16 protein-coding genes and 1 pseudogene are annotated in these 15,635 nt (G+C 59.6%); 13 read left to right on the forward strand and 4 right to left on the reverse strand.

Annotated elements, in window-relative coordinates; translation table 11 throughout:
- The first annotated feature begins 46 nt into the window (after nt 1–46).
- From NKJ13_RS29440 to NKJ13_RS29490, 11 genes are all read left to right on the forward strand, one after another.
- A complete protein-coding gene (locus tag NKJ13_RS29440; protein WP_352740937.1) occupies nt 47–1,093 on the forward strand; it encodes a sterol desaturase family protein in 1,047 nt (348 codons plus the stop codon).
- 91 nt (nt 1,094–1,184) lie between these two features.
- Entirely contained in the window at nt 1,185–2,150 is a 966-nt protein-coding gene (locus tag NKJ13_RS29445; protein ID WP_352509023.1) for a sugar ABC transporter substrate-binding protein, read from the forward strand.
- Nucleotides 2,151–2,284: 134 nt separating this feature from the next.
- The gene (locus NKJ13_RS29450) at nt 2,285–3,295 is read left to right on the forward strand and encodes an ABC transporter permease (RefSeq protein WP_352704849.1); all 1,011 of its coding nucleotides are present in this window, start codon (nt 2,285–2,287) and stop codon (nt 3,293–3,295) included.
- Nucleotides 3,296–3,304: 9 nt separating this feature from the next.
- Complete coding sequence (locus NKJ13_RS29455) at nt 3,305–4,327, forward strand: ABC transporter permease (RefSeq protein ID WP_352704698.1); 1,023 nt, start codon at nt 3,305–3,307, stop codon at nt 4,325–4,327.
- Nucleotides 4,328–4,385: 58 nt separating this feature from the next.
- Nucleotides 4,386–5,180, forward strand: a complete 795-nt coding sequence (locus tag NKJ13_RS29460; RefSeq protein WP_287219718.1) for an ATP-binding cassette domain-containing protein — start codon at nt 4,386–4,388, stop codon at nt 5,178–5,180.
- Nucleotides 5,181–5,318: 138 nt separating this feature from the next.
- Complete coding sequence (locus NKJ13_RS29465) at nt 5,319–6,323, forward strand: Gfo/Idh/MocA family oxidoreductase (protein WP_352740930.1); 1,005 nt, start codon at nt 5,319–5,321, stop codon at nt 6,321–6,323.
- A complete protein-coding gene (locus NKJ13_RS29470; protein ID WP_352704702.1) occupies nt 6,320–7,279 on the forward strand; it encodes a sugar phosphate isomerase/epimerase family protein in 960 nt (319 codons plus the stop codon). The genes NKJ13_RS29465 and NKJ13_RS29470 overlap by 4 nt, the downstream gene beginning before the upstream one ends.
- 11 nt (nt 7,280–7,290) lie before the next feature.
- On the forward strand, nt 7,291–7,596 hold the full coding sequence (locus tag NKJ13_RS29475; protein ID WP_352704704.1) for a MocE family 2Fe-2S type ferredoxin: 306 nt from the start codon (nt 7,291–7,293) through the stop codon (nt 7,594–7,596).
- Nucleotides 7,597–7,738: 142 nt separating this feature from the next.
- Nucleotides 7,739–8,563 carry a 3-methyl-2-oxobutanoate hydroxymethyltransferase gene (locus tag NKJ13_RS29480; protein WP_352704706.1) on the forward strand — a complete coding sequence of 275 codons (825 nt, stop codon included), beginning with the start codon at nt 7,739–7,741 and terminating at the stop codon, nt 8,561–8,563.
- Nucleotides 8,564–8,568: 5 nt separating this feature from the next.
- Entirely contained in the window at nt 8,569–8,919 is a 351-nt protein-coding gene (locus NKJ13_RS29485; RefSeq protein WP_352704708.1) for a MurR/RpiR family transcriptional regulator, read from the forward strand.
- A gap of 52 nt (nt 8,920–8,971) precedes the next feature.
- Nucleotides 8,972–9,403, forward strand: a complete 432-nt coding sequence (locus tag NKJ13_RS29490; RefSeq protein ID WP_352779195.1) for an MBL fold metallo-hydrolase — start codon at nt 8,972–8,974, stop codon at nt 9,401–9,403.
- A gap of 154 nt (nt 9,404–9,557) precedes the next feature.
- On the opposite strand, the gene NKJ13_RS29495 is transcribed toward NKJ13_RS29490, so the two are convergent.
- Both NKJ13_RS29495 and NKJ13_RS29500 read right to left on the reverse strand, forming a co-directional pair.
- Complete coding sequence (locus tag NKJ13_RS29495; protein WP_352779198.1) at nt 9,558–9,899, reverse strand: LysR substrate-binding domain-containing protein; 342 nt, start codon at nt 9,897–9,899, stop codon at nt 9,558–9,560.
- The gene (locus NKJ13_RS29500; protein WP_352779200.1) at nt 9,787–10,665 is read right to left on the reverse strand and encodes a LysR family transcriptional regulator; all 879 of its coding nucleotides are present in this window, start codon (nt 10,663–10,665) and stop codon (nt 9,787–9,789) included. Before NKJ13_RS29500 ends, NKJ13_RS29495 begins: the two co-directional genes overlap by 113 nt.
- On the opposite strand from NKJ13_RS29500, the gene NKJ13_RS29505 reads away from it, so the two are divergent.
- Nucleotides 10,664–10,819 carry a YjiS-like domain-containing protein gene (locus tag NKJ13_RS29505; RefSeq protein WP_352740934.1) on the forward strand — a complete coding sequence of 52 codons (156 nt, stop codon included), beginning with the start codon at nt 10,664–10,666 and terminating at the stop codon, nt 10,817–10,819. The two genes, NKJ13_RS29500 and NKJ13_RS29505, sit on opposite strands and share 2 nt — an antisense overlap.
- Nucleotides 10,820–10,829: 10 nt before the next feature.
- Nucleotides 10,830–11,813, forward strand: coding sequence for an aldo/keto reductase (locus NKJ13_RS29510; RefSeq protein WP_352704716.1), 984 nt, complete (start codon nt 10,830–10,832; stop codon nt 11,811–11,813).
- Nucleotides 11,814–11,973: 160 nt separating this feature from the next.
- On the opposite strand, the gene NKJ13_RS29515 is transcribed toward NKJ13_RS29510, so the two are convergent.
- Complete coding sequence (locus NKJ13_RS29515; RefSeq protein WP_352779203.1) at nt 11,974–13,815, reverse strand: calcium-binding protein; 1,842 nt, start codon at nt 13,813–13,815, stop codon at nt 11,974–11,976.
- Nucleotides 13,816–14,912: 1,097 nt separating this feature from the next.
- Nucleotides 14,913–15,635 (reverse strand): annotated as a pseudogene (locus NKJ13_RS29520) (calcium-binding protein); the annotation flags it as partial.

The following is a 15,635-nucleotide window of genomic DNA, read 5'->3' on the forward strand; positions in this document are numbered from 1 at the left end:
GAACTGGTTCAAGGCCGATTGGATGGTCGGTCGGGAGGCTGTTAAGATGGATGACCTTCAGTATGGAATGCGCGACAAACGCGGAAACTGGGTCCCGCACCGCCGCGCCGAGCCGGTGCCGATCTGGCATCGCCCGTTCAACGCCAAAAAGGTACTAGCCTGGATTCCCGAGTTTCTTTGGCCTTGGAACGCGTTCCACATGGCCACGGCAATCATCTGGGTCAACTTGCTCATCCCGAGCTGGGACAGCCTGGCAAGCTTTTCGCTGCTCAACTACCTTTGGCTTTACGGGCTGAACGCGGGGGGCATTTTTCTCTTCTACGGATTCTTTGAGCTGCGCTATTACATCCAGCGCAAGCAAGAGACGCGCTTCAAGTATAATCCGAAATTCCCCTCCGACGCGCCGTCCGACGTCTTCTGGTTTCAGAGCCAGAATATCGACAATTTCAGCCGGTCGTTTTTCATCACCATACCGCTGTGGACCGTGGTCGAAATCGTGATGCTATGGGCATACGCGAACAGCTGGGCCGTCTGGCTGCCGTGGACGACGCATTGGCTGTACCTGTCGTTCCTCGTCATCATCGCTCCGGCTGTGCACGAAGTGTACTTCTTCTTCCTGCACCGCGCGATCCACTGGCCGCCCCTCTACAAATGGGTTCATTCGGTTCACCACAACTCGATCAACCCCAGTCCGTGGTCGTCGCTGTCCATGCATCCGGTCGAGGGGTTCCTCTACCATGCCGAGGCCTGGCTGCACCTGCTGATCCCATCCAACCCGGTCTGCGCGTACTTCACGCTGCATGGGGCCGGCTTCGGCGCGGTGAATGGCCATCTTGGGTTTGAAACCTTCGAACTCACCGACAAGGTCAAGCTCGATAGCCATTCCTACGTCCACTACCTGCACCACAAGTATTTCGAGGTGAACTACGGCGGTGACGGTCTGGTCCCTCTCGATAAGCTTTTCGGCACTTGGCACGACGGTAGCAAAGAAGCTGACCAGGCTATGAAGGCGCGCTTCCGCAAGAAGAAGGAAAAGCTCCGCGCCAAGCAGGAAGCCTCCGACGGCAGGGCCTCTGACATGCCGGCAGAGTAATCAACCGCCGCTGTTTCGTGTGCCCAGAGGAGGGGGCGGATCAGCCATGTTTTTTTCAAACCCGCGGGGCGGGTAAACCGGGAGGAAGACTATGAAGCTTTTCAAGATACTTGTGTCCACAGCAGTGCTGGCTGCGTACAGCACCAGCAGCACGCTCGCCGCCGACATCTTCGTTATCGGCGGCAAGCCGGACGATCCATTCTGGTCAATCGTCAAGCGTGGTGCCGAAGACGCCGGTAAGGTGGTCGAAGCTCAAGGTGGTAAAGTCACCTGGCTCGGGCCGCAGAACTACGACAATCTGGGTGTGGACGCGGCCGAACTGATCCGCCAAGCCATCGACCAGAAGGCCGACGCCATTGTCGGTCCGGACTGGGTGCCGGAAGCCATGGATCCGGCGTTCAAGGCGGTTGTGGACGCTGGCATTCCGCTTGTTATCTACAATGCCGGCGGTTTGCAGGCGGCTGATCGCCTCGGCGCTATGAACTATGTCGGCTCGGACGATTACAAAGGTGGCGTCGCCGGCGGCGAGTATCTCGCTAAGGCCGGCAACAAGAAAGGCGTCTGCATCAACACACTGCCGGGTGCGGCCAATATCGAGGCCTACTGTGGTGGCTTTAGGGAAGGGATGAAGAATGGCGGCGGCGAGGCCGATGTGTTGCCGTTGCCAGCTACCTCCTTCGGCTCGGCAACAGCAGTGGCGCAGGCGGTGAAGGCCTATCTGCTGCAGCATCAAGCCGTGACCGCGGTGTTCACCATCGGCAATGTCGACGCCAATTCGGCCATGAACGGTATTACCCAGGCCGGCAAGGCCGGGCAGGTTCAACTCTGCGGCATCAACTTTGACGAGACCATCCTGAACAACATCAAGGATGGAAAACAGGCCTGCGCGATCGACCAGCAGGGCTACTGGCAAGGCTATCTCGCCGTCTCAATCTTGAATGGCAAGGTAAACTACGGGCTGACTGTGCCGACGCGCGAGATCCTCACCGGTCCTGGTATCATCGACAAGAACACTGTCGAGCTGACCATTGCGGGCGTGAAGGCCGGCGCGCGCTAGGTGTCCTTACGGCCGCCCGCCGTGTGAGGCGGGCGGCCAGTGCATTCTACTTCCATAGCGACCGCAATTTTTGGCGCTCGATAACTCGCGGATTACCCATGACGGCACATCCCGTGACATCCACCCCAACGCCGATGGCAAATCGCGGCCGTTCTGGACTGGCCCCAGGTCGTCTGGCACGGCGGCCCGAGACGGGCTCGTTCCTGGGCATGGTCGCAGTCTTTTTGTTCTTCGCCATATTCGGAGGCAGTGGCTTTTTGTCAGCAGCCGGTACGGCCAGTTGGCTGAGCATCGCCTCCGAGATCGGCATCATCGCTCTGCCGATAGGGCTGCTGATGATCGCTGGTGAGCTGGACATTTCGGTCGGCGCCGTGATTCCCGCGGCCTCTCTAACGGCCGCGATCATATCCGGCTACTATGGCCTGCCTGATTGGCTCGGCATCACGGCCGCCCTTGGGCTCGGTCTCGCCATCGGCTTAATCAACGGCGTGTTCGTCACGCGAACCGCGATCCCGTCCCTGATAATCACAATAGGAACGATGTTCGGCACAATGGGCCTGACGCTGGGCCTTACTGTGATGATCGCCGGCAGCACCGGTGTCTCGCTGGTACCCGACGAACTCACGAAGATGCTTCTCGGCCAATATCTCGGGGGCATGTTCCAAGTGACGATTCTCTGGTGGCTCGTCTACATCGCCGCCCTTCTCTGGCTCCTCCACATCTCGCCCGTGGGCAACTGGATCTATGCACTCGGGGGCGACAAGGAGAGCGCGCGCAACGCGGGCATCCCCACCAAGCGGCTTACCATCGGTCTATTCATGCTTTCGGGGTTTTCCGCCGCGTTCGTCGGAGTCAGCCAGGTGATGGTCTACCAGAGCGCTCAGGTTCTGGCTGGGCAGTCCTTCATCTTCAATTCGATCATGTGCGTAGTCATCGGAGGCGTTCTGCTTACCGGCGGATTTGGCTCTGTCGTAGGTATCGTGTTCGGCACGATCACCTTCTCTATCGTAAACCAGGGCATCTACTTCACGAGTATCGATCCCAACATGGGAAGCGTCATCATCGGCGCGCTTCTCCTGATCGCCGTACTCACCAACGACACCTTTCGGCAGCTGGCGCTCAGCTACTCATCGAAGAAGGCTTGAGGGACCGCCATGACTGAGGCAATCAAATCCTTGTTGCGCCGCCCGGAAGCAGGCTCGATCCTCAGCCTGATCGGGGTGGTGCTGTTCTTCGTATTTTTCGGTGGCGTGGACCTGGGCACACTCCTTGGGGCGGCGAGTTGGGTGAACTTCGCCGCCAATCTCGGCATTGTCGCCATTCCGGTCGGTCTGCTGATGATCTCGGGTGAACTCGACATCTCCATCGGCGCATTGATTCCCGCGGGCTCTATGACCACCGCCATCCTTAGCGGCTACTATGACCTGCCCATCGCGGTGGGCATGGCCGGCGCCCTGGCGGTCGGTGTGGCGGTCGGCCTTGTCAATGGTTTGCTGACGATCCGCACCTCGGTGCCTTCGTTGATCATTACGCTCGCCACCCTGGTTGCGATGCAGGGCTTGGTGCTCAGTGGGTCCGTGTTGCTAACTGGCAACGCTAGCGTTGCCGTCACCGCGCCCGAATGGGCCAAATTCCTGTTCGGACAGCTTATCGGTGGAAGCCACCAGGTCATCATCGTCTGGTGGGTGGTGTTCGCTGTCATCATTGGCTTCGTGCTGCACAAGACCCGCTTTGGCAACTGGCTGTTTGCAATGGGCGGCGATCGCGTCAGCGCCCGCAATGCAGGCATTCCGACAAGCCGCATGACCATCGCACTGTTCGTGCTGTCCGCCGTCAGCGCCACATTCGTTGGCATGTGCCAGGCGATCCTGTTCAACTCGGCCCAGGTTTCCGGCGGAATGAACTTCATCTTCAACGCGATCGTGTCCGTGGTGGTCGGCGGCGTGCTGCTCACGGGAGGGTTCGGCTCGGTCATCGGCATCTTCGTCGGTACCATCACGTTCGCCATTGTCAGCCAGGGCATCTACTTCACCCAGATCGACCGGAACTGGTCGAACCTGATCATCGGCGTGATGCTTTTGACGGCGGTGCTGATGAATCAGGCATTCCGGGAACTGGCTCTGTCTTACCGGCGAGGTTCAAAACAAAGCGTGCCGAGGGCACCCATACAGCACTGAGCGATGCGGCTGCAGTTGCGATCAGCGACTGCTTGGAAGAACGAAAGATGCGATAATTATGAGCGAAAAACCTGCCATTCTCGAACTGAAAAATGTCAACAAGTCTTTCGGCCCGATCGACGTGTTGCATAACATCTCGCTGCAAATTCGCCGGGGTGAGGTCTTGTGTCTCCTCGGCGACAACGGCGCAGGAAAGTCCACTCTCATCAAGGTGTTGGCAGGCGTCCACAAGCCGACCAGCGGCGAGATACTGATGGACGGAAAGGCGGTCAGCTTCGACCGTCCGAGCGCTGCGCAGGAGCGGGGCATTGCCACCGTGCACCAGTTCGGCGGAACGTTCCCCTTAATGAGCATCGGCCGCTCCTTCTTCGTTGGGTTGGAGCCGACAAAGGGTTGGGGTCCGTTCAAGATCTACGACCGCAAGCGCGCCAACGAGATCGCGGTGAAAGCGGTGCGGGATTTCGGCATCACGCGTATCGACGACGGTGACCGGCTTGTTGGTGGCCTGTCAGGCGGGGAACGCCAGTCTTTGGCCATTGCCCGCGCCGTGCATTTCGGCGCTCGCGTTCTGATCCTCGATGAGCCGACAGCAGCGCTCGGCGTCAAGCAGGCAGCTCACGTGCTGCGCATCGTCAATGAAGCCAAGCGGCGCGGTCTCGCGGTCGTCTTCATCACCCACCAGGTGATGCACGCGATGGCGGTGGGAGACCATTTCGCCGTCCTCATTCGCGGTGCGATCGCCGCCGATTTCCGGAAGCGCGAGAAAACCCGCGAGGAGATCACCGATCTGATGGCCGGCGGTGAAACCATGGCTGACCTCGAGGCGGAAATCGAACATGAATTGCATGCATGATCACAATGAAAATGCGCCGCCTCTCGAGCTGGATGGGCGGGCGGCCCGATCGTTTTCCTCGGGAAACCTCTGCCTTCGACCGGCCCTGATGACCCTTGGCGCCACCAGCCTCTTCACGTCGAACAAAGCAGAAGAAATATGACAATACGGATTGCGGTGATCGGTGCCGGTGTCATGGGCGCCGACCACGCCAGGATAGTGGCGGAAGACCTTCCCGGAGCAAGCCTTCAGCTGGTGTGCGACATGGATGAGGCGCGTGCCCGCACTGTTGCCGACACCTTTGGTGCGCTCGACGTCTCCACCGATCCAGAAGGCGTTGCCGCGCGGAAGGACGTGGACGCAATCATCGTGGCGAGTCCCGATGCCACGCATGCGCCGCTGTCGAAAGCTTGTATTGCCGCCGGCAAGCGTGTGTTGTGCGAAAAGCCCCTCTCCCAAGCGTCCGCTAACTGTATCGCGGTGATGGAGGCAGAACAGAAGTCGGGCGCGAAATTCGTCCAGCTTGGTTTCATGCGGCGCTACGATCGCTCCTACGAAGAGATTAAGCGGGCGCTCGCAGACGGCCGCCTTGGCCGGCCCCTGATGATGCACAATTTTCACCGGAATGTCGAAACGCCGGCTGCAGATTTCACCGGCGCAATGGCTATCACCAATTCGGCTCCCCACGAGTTCGATGTCGTGCGCTATGTGCTCTCGACGGAATATGCGTCGATTTCGGCCTTCCAGCCGAAGCGCTCAGATGCCCGGGTCGCGCCTGTCTTCATGGTGCTGGAGACGGTCGATGGCCAACTCGTCAACATCGAGATCAACAACAATGCCGCCTATGGTTACGATGTCCGTGCCGAGCTGATCGGCGAGCGGGGCACCGTTGCGATGAACAACGTCGCCTACACTCGCATCGATTCTGCGCTTACACAGAGCACGAGCTACGACTCCGACTGGCGGACCCGCTATGCCGATGCCTACCGTCGGCAGAACCGCGACTTCCTACGCTTCGTCATGACTGGTGAGTTCCCCGCAACCGCAGCGAATTGCTGGGACGGTTATTGCGCCGCCATCGTTGCCGAGGCGGGCGTGAAGGCGCTGCATGAGGGCCGCCGCGTACCTGTTCAAATGATCGCAAAGCCGGAGTTTTACGCGTGAAGCTGGGTTTCGTTTCAGACAGCCTCAGCAACCTGCCCTTCGAAACGATGCTGGATCATGCGAAGCGCATGGGTGTCTCCGGCGTCGAGGTAAACACCTGTGGCTGGTCCACGGCACCGCATTTTCGGCTTTCGTCCATGCTGGGCAACAAAGAAGGCCAGAAACGTTTCGTTGGAGCATTCGAGGAGCGTGGGCTTGAGATCATCTGCCTCAACGCAAATGGCAATCCGCTCCACCCAACCGACCCGGCCCAGGGCGAAGGGCTGAGAGACACAATCCGTGTCGCTGGCGAACTTGGCATCCGTACCGTCTGCACCATGAGCGGGCTCCCGGCCGGCAATGCTACCGACACGATACCTAACTGGATCGTCTCGTCCTGGCCTCCGGAAACGCAGACCATCCTGAAATACCAGTGGGAAGAGAAATTGATCCCGTTCTGGACCGAGATCGTCGCGCTTGCGAACGCGAACGGCGTCGAGCGCATTGCGCTGGAGCTCCATGGCAACCAGTGCGTCTACAACGTACCCTCGCTTTTGAAACTACGGCAGGCGGTCGGACCGATCATCGGCACCAATCTGGACCCTTCCCACCTGTTCTGGATGGGTGCCGATCCGCTTGTGGCCGCCCAGGCGCTCGGCGAGGCCGTTTATCACGTTCATGCCAAGGACACGATGCTCAACGCACCGGTGCAGGCGACGACATCTCTGCTCGAGAATGGCAGCCTGATGGATCTTCCGGCCCGGTCATGGAGCTACATCACGCTTGGCTTCGGCCACGGGGAGGAGTGGTGGCGGCAATTCTGCTATCGCCTCAAGATGGCCGGCTATGACGGCTGGCTTTCCATCGAGCATGAAGACGTCCTCCTGAACTCTCTGGAGGGACTCGAAAAGTCCGTGGCGCTGCTGCAGGGGGTCATGCCGTCCGCCCCCGCCGATTACAAACCGCAAGCCATCTGAAGGAAGATTCCATGCCTTGGATCGACGCCTGTGCCGCCGACATCGAAGCCGAGGAAGCCAGGCGCTTCGATCATGGCGGTCGCACCTTTGCGATCTTTCGAAATGACGGGGACGAATATTTCTGCACCGACGGGCTTTGCACGCACGAGAGTATTCATCTCGCTGACGGCCTCGTCATGGGGAATACAGTGGAGTGCCCTAAACACGCATCCGTCTTCGACTTCACGACCGGCGACGTAGAGACCCCGCCCGCTTGCGAGAATCTCAAGACGTACAAGACGAAGGTCGAAAATGGCCGCGTCATGATCGAGATCTGAGCCATATGGACCAGCCGTTCCAGCTTGCAGCCTGCGCCGAGATGCTCTGGCGCGACCGCCCGATTACTTGGCGCCCCGAAATGAATTGGCCATTCATCGCCAAGGCGCTGTTTGACGGCCTGATCCCCTGCGGAGGCTGATTATGGGCATGTATCACAACCGTCCTCATGTCGAGGACATCCGCAAGATGAAGAAGAGCGGACAGAAAATCTCCATGCTCTTCGTCAGCACGCCGGATGAGGCGGCTGCCGCAGCCGCTGCCGGCATCCATATGCTCTCCATCGAAGGTCGATATTTCGATCCGGAAATGCGCCAAGCAGCCGGCGATTGTTTCGTACAAGTCGGTTTGCCATATGGCAGCTATGGGAGTTTCGCGGGCCGCCCGCTCGCAACAGCGGAGGACTATCTGCGTGCAGCGTTCCACTTTGCCGGCACAGGCGGCGACGCCTTTTATTGTGCGGCGTCATACGACATCCAGAAGACGTTATGCGACAACTACATTCCTGTCGTTGGCCATATCGGCCTAGTGCCGTCTTATATCACCTGGACGGGTTGGCGCGCAGTCGGCAAGACCGCGGACGAAGCAGTGCGCATTTGGCGGCACACCCAAAAGCTGGAGCAAATAGGAGTCTTCGGCGCGGAGCTGGAAGTCGTCCCAGATCGCGTCGCGAAATTCCTCACCGAAAACTCCTCGCTTGTCATGCTAGGCATGGGCGCTGGCAAATATGCCGATGCGCAGTACCTCTTCACAGAAGACGTTTGCGGTTACGGCAAGAACCATCAGCCGCGACACGGAAAAGTTTATCGAAACCTTGGCCCTGAGCTGGAGAAGATTCAGGACGAGCGCGTCGCTGCCTTTAAGGACTACAAGGCAGACGTCGATTCAGGCAGATATCCCGGTTACGAGCACACGGTTCCGATTGTGGATGCCGAGTTCGATATCTTCATGAAGATAGTTAAAGGTTGAGAACTATGTCTGTGGGCTCATCTTATCCCTCACGGACATGCGGTCGACAGCGCGTATCAGTTGACAACCGCCGAGCGCCATCGCTTGACGAGCTCAAAGCGCTGATTGCCAAAAGGGAACTGACACTTCCGGAGAAGTCGGAGGCTGTCGCCCGGGTGATATTTGCGGAGCCGGATTACGTGGCTTTCGAAAATGCCGCCGCAATCGCGCGCCGATGCCATGTATCTCCCGCGACCGTGTCCCGACTTGCATCGCGTCTCGGGTTTGGGTCGTTTGTGGAAATGCAGAGCTGCTTCCGAAATCATATACTGCTTCGATTCAAACTTCAGGAAGAATACGTGAAGGCGAACTGCTGAGGATCATGTGCACGGACTTTTGACCCCCGACGGCCGAGTGCTCTTTCCAAACTTGACGGCGATCGTAATTCCCGAGGCGGCTGTTGGGAGCTTTTTCGCTTACGCGCACCTTGCGCAGTTCCGGCCCCTGCTGAAGCCTGTCCAGAATGGCGACCAGGTGGGTGAGCGATTGAGGGCGGTCGCCCTGCCGGGTCATGCTGCCGGTCATACCGGCTACGCGTTCGACACCGACGAGGACCGTTTCCTATTCTTCGGGGACGTCGTTCATGTGCCAGCCTTGCAGTTCGGCAATCCCGCGTTCAGTTGGGGCTATGACGACGATCAGCCGACGGCGCGCGCAACCCGCCTAAAGGTTGTCAGTGACGCGGCCAAGGCGAGGACGTGGATCGCAGGCGCGCACCTTGGCTGGCCGGGCATCGGCCGCGTGGTGCGTAAGGGCGAAGCATACGGCTATGAGCCGGCAGGAGGACGAGTGACCGGATAGGCGGCCCGGTACTGATTGGTACCGCTCTTTTCGCCCAGGGCAAGGATCTCGACGAGCAGCGCGCCTCACTCCGGAGTCCTCAACGGCGGGCACATCGTCCGGCCCACAAAATATCTGATTCTTGATCCACTGGCGGCCGATCGACGCCTGAGGCTTACCGGATCGGCGTCTCGCCGCGAAACAGCGGCTGGTGCGCCCGCATCAAGGCGGCAATCCGCTCGGCGACTTTTCGTACCGGCGGCGAGTGACGTTCCTCGTGATGGGTGACGATCCATTGGTCGGTTTCGAGCTCGGGGATAGGCTGAGCGACGCGAACCAGCCGCGGATCGCTGTCAGCGACGAAGCACGGAAAGACCGAAAGGCCGGCGCCGGCGGCCACCAGTTCACGCACCGCATGGGTGTTGTTGCCGCGTACGGCGATGCGGTCGCCGTGATGGGCTTGCAGCCAGCGCGCCGATGCAACGTTTGCGCCTTCGCCGGTGACGCCGACGAACAATCCAGCGGCGATGCCGTTGATCAGGTGACGTCCGGAATAAAATGGCGTGAGCGACTTTGCCGCTCTGACGGCCGGCCAGCCACTGCTCGGTCGGACGCTCGCTGCGGATGCCGATGTCGGCGGCACGGTGGCCGATGTCGACCCGCTCGGTCGTGGTGACAAGCTCCACCCTTATGCCGTCATCGACCGTCCAGATCTCGCCGATATGGGCGGAAACGAAGGCCGACGTCCATGGCCCGGCCGAGACGCGGACAATGCGGTCGGGCAGGTTTCCCTCGCGCCAGCGGGTCAGCGACTGCATTGCTGCCTCGACGTCTTCGGCGCGCCGCAGCAGTTCTTCGCCGACCGGGGTCAGCCGGTAGCCGGTCTGCTGGCGCACGAACAGAGGTTCGCCGATCTGCTTTTCCAGCGCGGTGACGCGTCGTCCAAGGGTGGCTGCGCTGAGGCGCGTGGTTCCCGTCGCTGCGCTCAAGCCACCCAGCCGCGCAACGTCGAGAAACAACCTCAGATCGTCCCAGCCGATATCCATTTTGCAGAAATGAAAAACTCCTTGCGACCGTGGCTGTAGCGCGAAGCGGGCATCATGCGCAAGTATGCAGGCGTTGGGCGCGTTGGACAATCTTGCTTGGCGGGACAGTGACAAGCGCCTCGGCTGGCTAAGAAGCCACCGCAATCTTTTCGATCGCGCATGCGCTTCGCGCCGATGCTTTGCGCTTTCGACCAACCCAAGCGCGCGGGCATTCTCCACGCCAAAGGAGACGATCATGTTGGATGAACTTCGACACCGTTTCACCCGCTGGCTTGCCTATCGCCAGACGCTTGCGAGCTTGAGGCGGGCCCCAGACAGCACACTTGCGGATGCTGGCATTTCTCGCGAAGAGATCCGCGAGCATGCCCGTCACGCCAGCGTGCGTCGTTGAGGAACCGGGCATGCAGATGATTGAGCTTTGGGATGGCCGCTCGGTACCGCGCATTGGCATCGGCACCTGGGCGGCGGGTGGCCCCGCGCGTTGGCGTGACACGGCGACAACCTATGGCGAGGTCGACGACATCAGGTCGCAAGCCGCGCTGGCGATGGCCTATGAGATCGGCGCGCGGGTGTTCGACACGGCGGCCGCCTATGGCGCCGGCAATGCCGAACTGATCCTCGGGCGAGCGTTGAAGGGTAAGGACGAAGCCGTCATCGTCACCAAGGTCGGCTATTTCGGCGATCCCGAAACGCGCAAGATTGCTCCCGAGGATGCCTCTGCCGCAGCGATCCGGACATCGATCGACAATTCGCGGCAGCGCCTGCAGCGCGATTGTATCGACGTCGTGCTGCTACATATCAACGAGTATCCGATCGAGCGCGCCGGCGAGGTGTTCGATACGCTCGGCCTGTTGCGCCAGGAGGGCAAGATCAGCGGCTTCGGCTGGAGCACCGATCACCGCGAACGGCTTGCCGCCTACGCGCCGCGCGAGGGCTTCGTCGCCGTAGAGAACGACTTCAATGTGTTTACCCCGGCGAACGGGCTGATGGCCGTTGCGGCGCGCGAGAACCTCGTCTCGTTCAGCCGGCTGCCGCTGGCAATGGGGCTGCTCACCGGCAAATATACGCCGGCCATGCGGCTGCCCACCAACGATGTGCGCGGCGGCAATGCCGAATGGATGGTATTTTTCAGGGATGGCGCCGCCAACCCGCACCATCTGTCAAGGCTCTCGGCAATCCGCGACCTGCTCACCTCGGGCGGACGCACGCTTGCGCAAGGCGCACTCGGCTGGATACTCGCCAAGTCGGCAATCGCCCTGCCGGTTCCCGGGTTCACGCGGCCCGAGCAGGTCGAAGACAATCTCGGTGCGCTGGAGAAAGGGCCGCTGCCGGTAGCGGTGATGGCCGAGATCGACGCCGTGCTGAAAATTGCCGAGACCGCTTAGGGTGTGGCGGCGCCGAAATTCGCATTGGCGATATGCCGGCCAACTCCGATCTGTCTGATGTCAGCCGATATCGTATCTTCCTTGATCAAGCTTCCGTGGCGCAATTGAACAAGGACGGAGCGGCGGACACGCTCGAGTTGAAGGTCCGCCGCTCTGGTTTTCAGATCAAAGAGTGATGCTGCAACGGGAGATGGGTGGCGAGCTGCGCTTGAGCTGCGCCGCCCGCCGCGTCGCTGTCGAGAGAGAGCGACCCGGTTGAGCTGTCAAAGATGATGTGGTGGGAACCATCATCCGTGGCCGTACCAGCAGGAGACGCATGCAATGAAAGCCCGTTCGACTTAAGCTCGGTAAGAGCGGCTTGATCGAGGTGGAGCTTGTCCTGAAGCTTGCTGAAGTCGAAGGCATCGTTGCCTCCGTGACCCGACATGATCTCGGCGGCGGCGCCGTTCTTTGCCTGGGCCCCGACATTTTCACCGCTCTGGACGGTCTGGGCGAACCCATGGCCGGTCAGGTTGGTTGCGGTTCTGTCGGAGTGATTGTTGGGGGCGAGAAACTCCGAGCCGGCAGAAAGAGCATGGCTCAACACAGCCAGCACCCGGTCAACGCCGCTGCCCAAATCCTCCATCTTGTTGCCGCCAGTGTCGACATGGGAGGTGTCGTTGCCGCTATGGCCCGCCATTTTGTCGGTGCTTGCACTTGCATGGGAGGCATCACTGGTGGCTTTTCCGTGACTGGCCGTGCGGTGGGAAGTCGCAGCTCCAGCAGAATTACTATCGCTAGTGCTGGCGTCGGAAGGGGCGACGGCGGTAGCAGTCGCAGTAGAAGTGCCATGGCTGGTCTTGGAGTCGGAGGCGGCCACAGTAGAGCTATTATCGGCAGCGGTGGCAGCGGAAGGCACAGTTGCAGTGGAACTGCTATCGCCCGTCGCGGCTTCGGAAGAGGCCGCGGCAGTCGAACTGGTATTGCCGGCGTCGTCGGAAGCGGCAGTTACGGTCGAACTGCCATCGCCGGTGGCGTCATGGGAAGGGGCAGTCGCAGTCGAACTGCTATCGCTGGCGGTGGCGTCGGAAGGGGCCGTGGCAGTCGAACTGATATCGCCGGTGGCGTCATGGGAAGGGGCAGTCGCAGTCGAAGTGCTGTCGCCGGTGGCGTCATGGGATGGGGCAGTCACAGTCGAACTGCTATCGCTGGCGGCGGCATCGGAAGGGGGTGTCGCGGCAGCGCTGCCGTCGCTGGTGTCGGAAGGTTCGGCCCCGGTGGTAGCGAGGTTGTGCTCCCGGAAAACGGCTTGCAATTCGGAGGAGCTTTCAAGCGCGGTGTCGCCGTTCTGCGTTCCCCATTTGTAGGTGTAGTCGAAGCCGGGCGTCGGAACCAATGCGGCCCAATGATCGATCATGGTTTGCATCTGTTCGGGGGTGGGCATGACATGTCTTCCGCCATCGGAAGTCTCCCAGTTACCGCCGCCAAAGGCCTGGTAGACCGGAACGATGTTGTTAGCCGGGATGCCCGACTTCACCGCTGCAGCCACGGCTCGATCGATCATGTCGTAATCGACCGTGTCCGTTCCCGTGCGCACCGGATAGGGGTCTATTCCGAAATAGTCGATATGCGTGTTGGCCGGATTGTAGGTGTTCGTAAAATCCGGATTGGTCGGGGACCCCATGTTCATCATGGTGATGAAGGTCTTGGCGCCTGGAAAATGCTCATGGATCCAGTCGGATTCCGCCTTCAGGTTCTCAGCGGTTGCGTAGGTGCCCCACCTGCCGGTGGGATCGGGCTCGTCAACAAGATAGAACCCAAACACATTCGGATTGCCGAGGAAGGGGGTCATTTTCTCGATGAAGGATGAGGTTACGCCCTCGTGCTCATTCAGATACACTAGGCCCTTCATGCCATCCGGCAATGCGTCGACCTGGCTAGCATATTGAACATCGGCCAGATTGAAGCCAGCGTTTGCGATTTCGGTGGCGGAACCACCCGAGGTGTAGTGCAGAGTTGCCATCCAGTAATCCTTTTTCTCGTTCGATAGCGCCCGAGGCCTACCTACTAGAGGGTGTATATTAGCGCCAAATCACATAAAGACACTAGTTGATAAAATCATTGAGCGTTTGTAGGAATGCTGCATTAATTGTGGCTTTTTTTGATAAAAGCGGGCTGTACACAAGAAACTTATCGATTTTCTCAGGTCACAATCCCGGCGGAATCGCGACTTTATTTTGAAATAGCTGTGGCTTTGCAGCTTATGACGTTTAAATTACGGGAAATTACATTCTTGTTTGTTTTTGATTTATCAATTTACCTTACGAGATGAAAATCAGACAGACGTTAACCACAAGAGCCAAGCCGCTCCGCGGTCTCACTGCCGCAAGCAATTAGTTGTGGACAATTCGTAGGCATCTGCGCGCTCAGCGGGCGGCAGATCTCCGTGATCGAGATCAGTCAATGTAGGAAGCCGCTCAAGGTGAGAATAGGGGCGGTTCCCAGTTGGAGCGCCTACCGCACTCGCCCATGACGAAGACTTAAGCGACATCAAAGCGGTTCGGCCCACGTTTACAAGCGAGCGACAACTGCGGAATGACTGCCGGGTTCGCGGTGCCTGGTTCCTGCTCTCGCGCTCAAGTAATTGGCAGTCCCGATTTATCGATCGTGATCTGCGAAGGGGCGGTTTGTGAAGCCATGGCCGCTATTGCGCAGCGGATCTGATAGCGGCCCAGGGATCTGATACTCGATACCGGGCTCAGATGGGATCTGACCGTGCGTTGCCGACAAGAATCGAATAAGAGTAAAGAAACGAGAAAGTGCACACCGGATTACTCGCGAAGCCGTTTTGCTTCGTCGTCATGCAGGGTGCGATGAGCTTCTCTTTCACTGAGATGCACTAAGTCCGTTCAAGACACGGAAGCGGGCCGCGAACCGCGCCGAGTAAACTCGGTGGCGGGCAGATTCAAGCCACCCTTCAATGATACCCTGCTAGCGAACCCGCTGGTGACGAAGGTTGAGTATAAGCCCGAATGGGCACCCGCTTTGGAAAAATCCGGTGCTTGAACAAAGACGGAGCGGCGGACCGGCTCGAGCAGAAGGTCCGCCGTTCCGGGTCGTTCAGATCACAAGAAACGAACCTGCTGCAAGCGACAGACCTGGAGAGAGCGTGGCGAACTGTATTTGAGCTGCGCCACCGATCCCGTCGCTGTCGAAAGAGAGTGCTCCGGTTGAGTTGTTGTAGATGATATGATCGGAGCTATCATGTGCGGCCGCACCCGCAAAGAAAGCATCGGATGAAAGGCCTCCCAGCTTAAGCCCGGCAAAAACCGCGTCGTCGAGCTGGATCTTGTCCTGAAGCTTGTTGAAGTCGGTGATCCTGTCGACATTGCCGGCTCCAAGAGCGCTGTTGAACATGAAGGCATCATTGCCTCCGTTACCGGTCAAGACGTCGGCACCGCCGCCACCATTGATGATGTTCGCGCCGGCGTTGCCTTGGATGGTCTGGGCAAAGGTGTTGCCTGTCAGGTTGATTGCTGACGTACCGGATGGGCTGGTGGTGGCGAGAAGCTCGATCTGTGAACTGGCCGAAAGCGCATGGCTCACAGCAGCGAACACCCTGTCGGTACCGCCGCCGACCGCCTCGTAAACTCTGTCGCCGGCATTGTCCACATAGTAGGTATCGTTGCCGCCATAGCCGACCATCGTATCAGCGCCACCGCCGCCATTAATGACATTGGCGCCGGCGTTGCCCCCGATGCTCTGGGCGAACTCATTGCCGGTGAGGTTGATTGCCGATGTGCCTGACGGGTTGGTGGCAAGAAGCTCAATCTGCGAGCCGGC

This window comes from Mesorhizobium sp. M0174 (assembly GCF_040322275.1).
Taxonomy (GTDB): domain Bacteria; phylum Pseudomonadota; class Alphaproteobacteria; order Rhizobiales; family Rhizobiaceae; genus Mesorhizobium.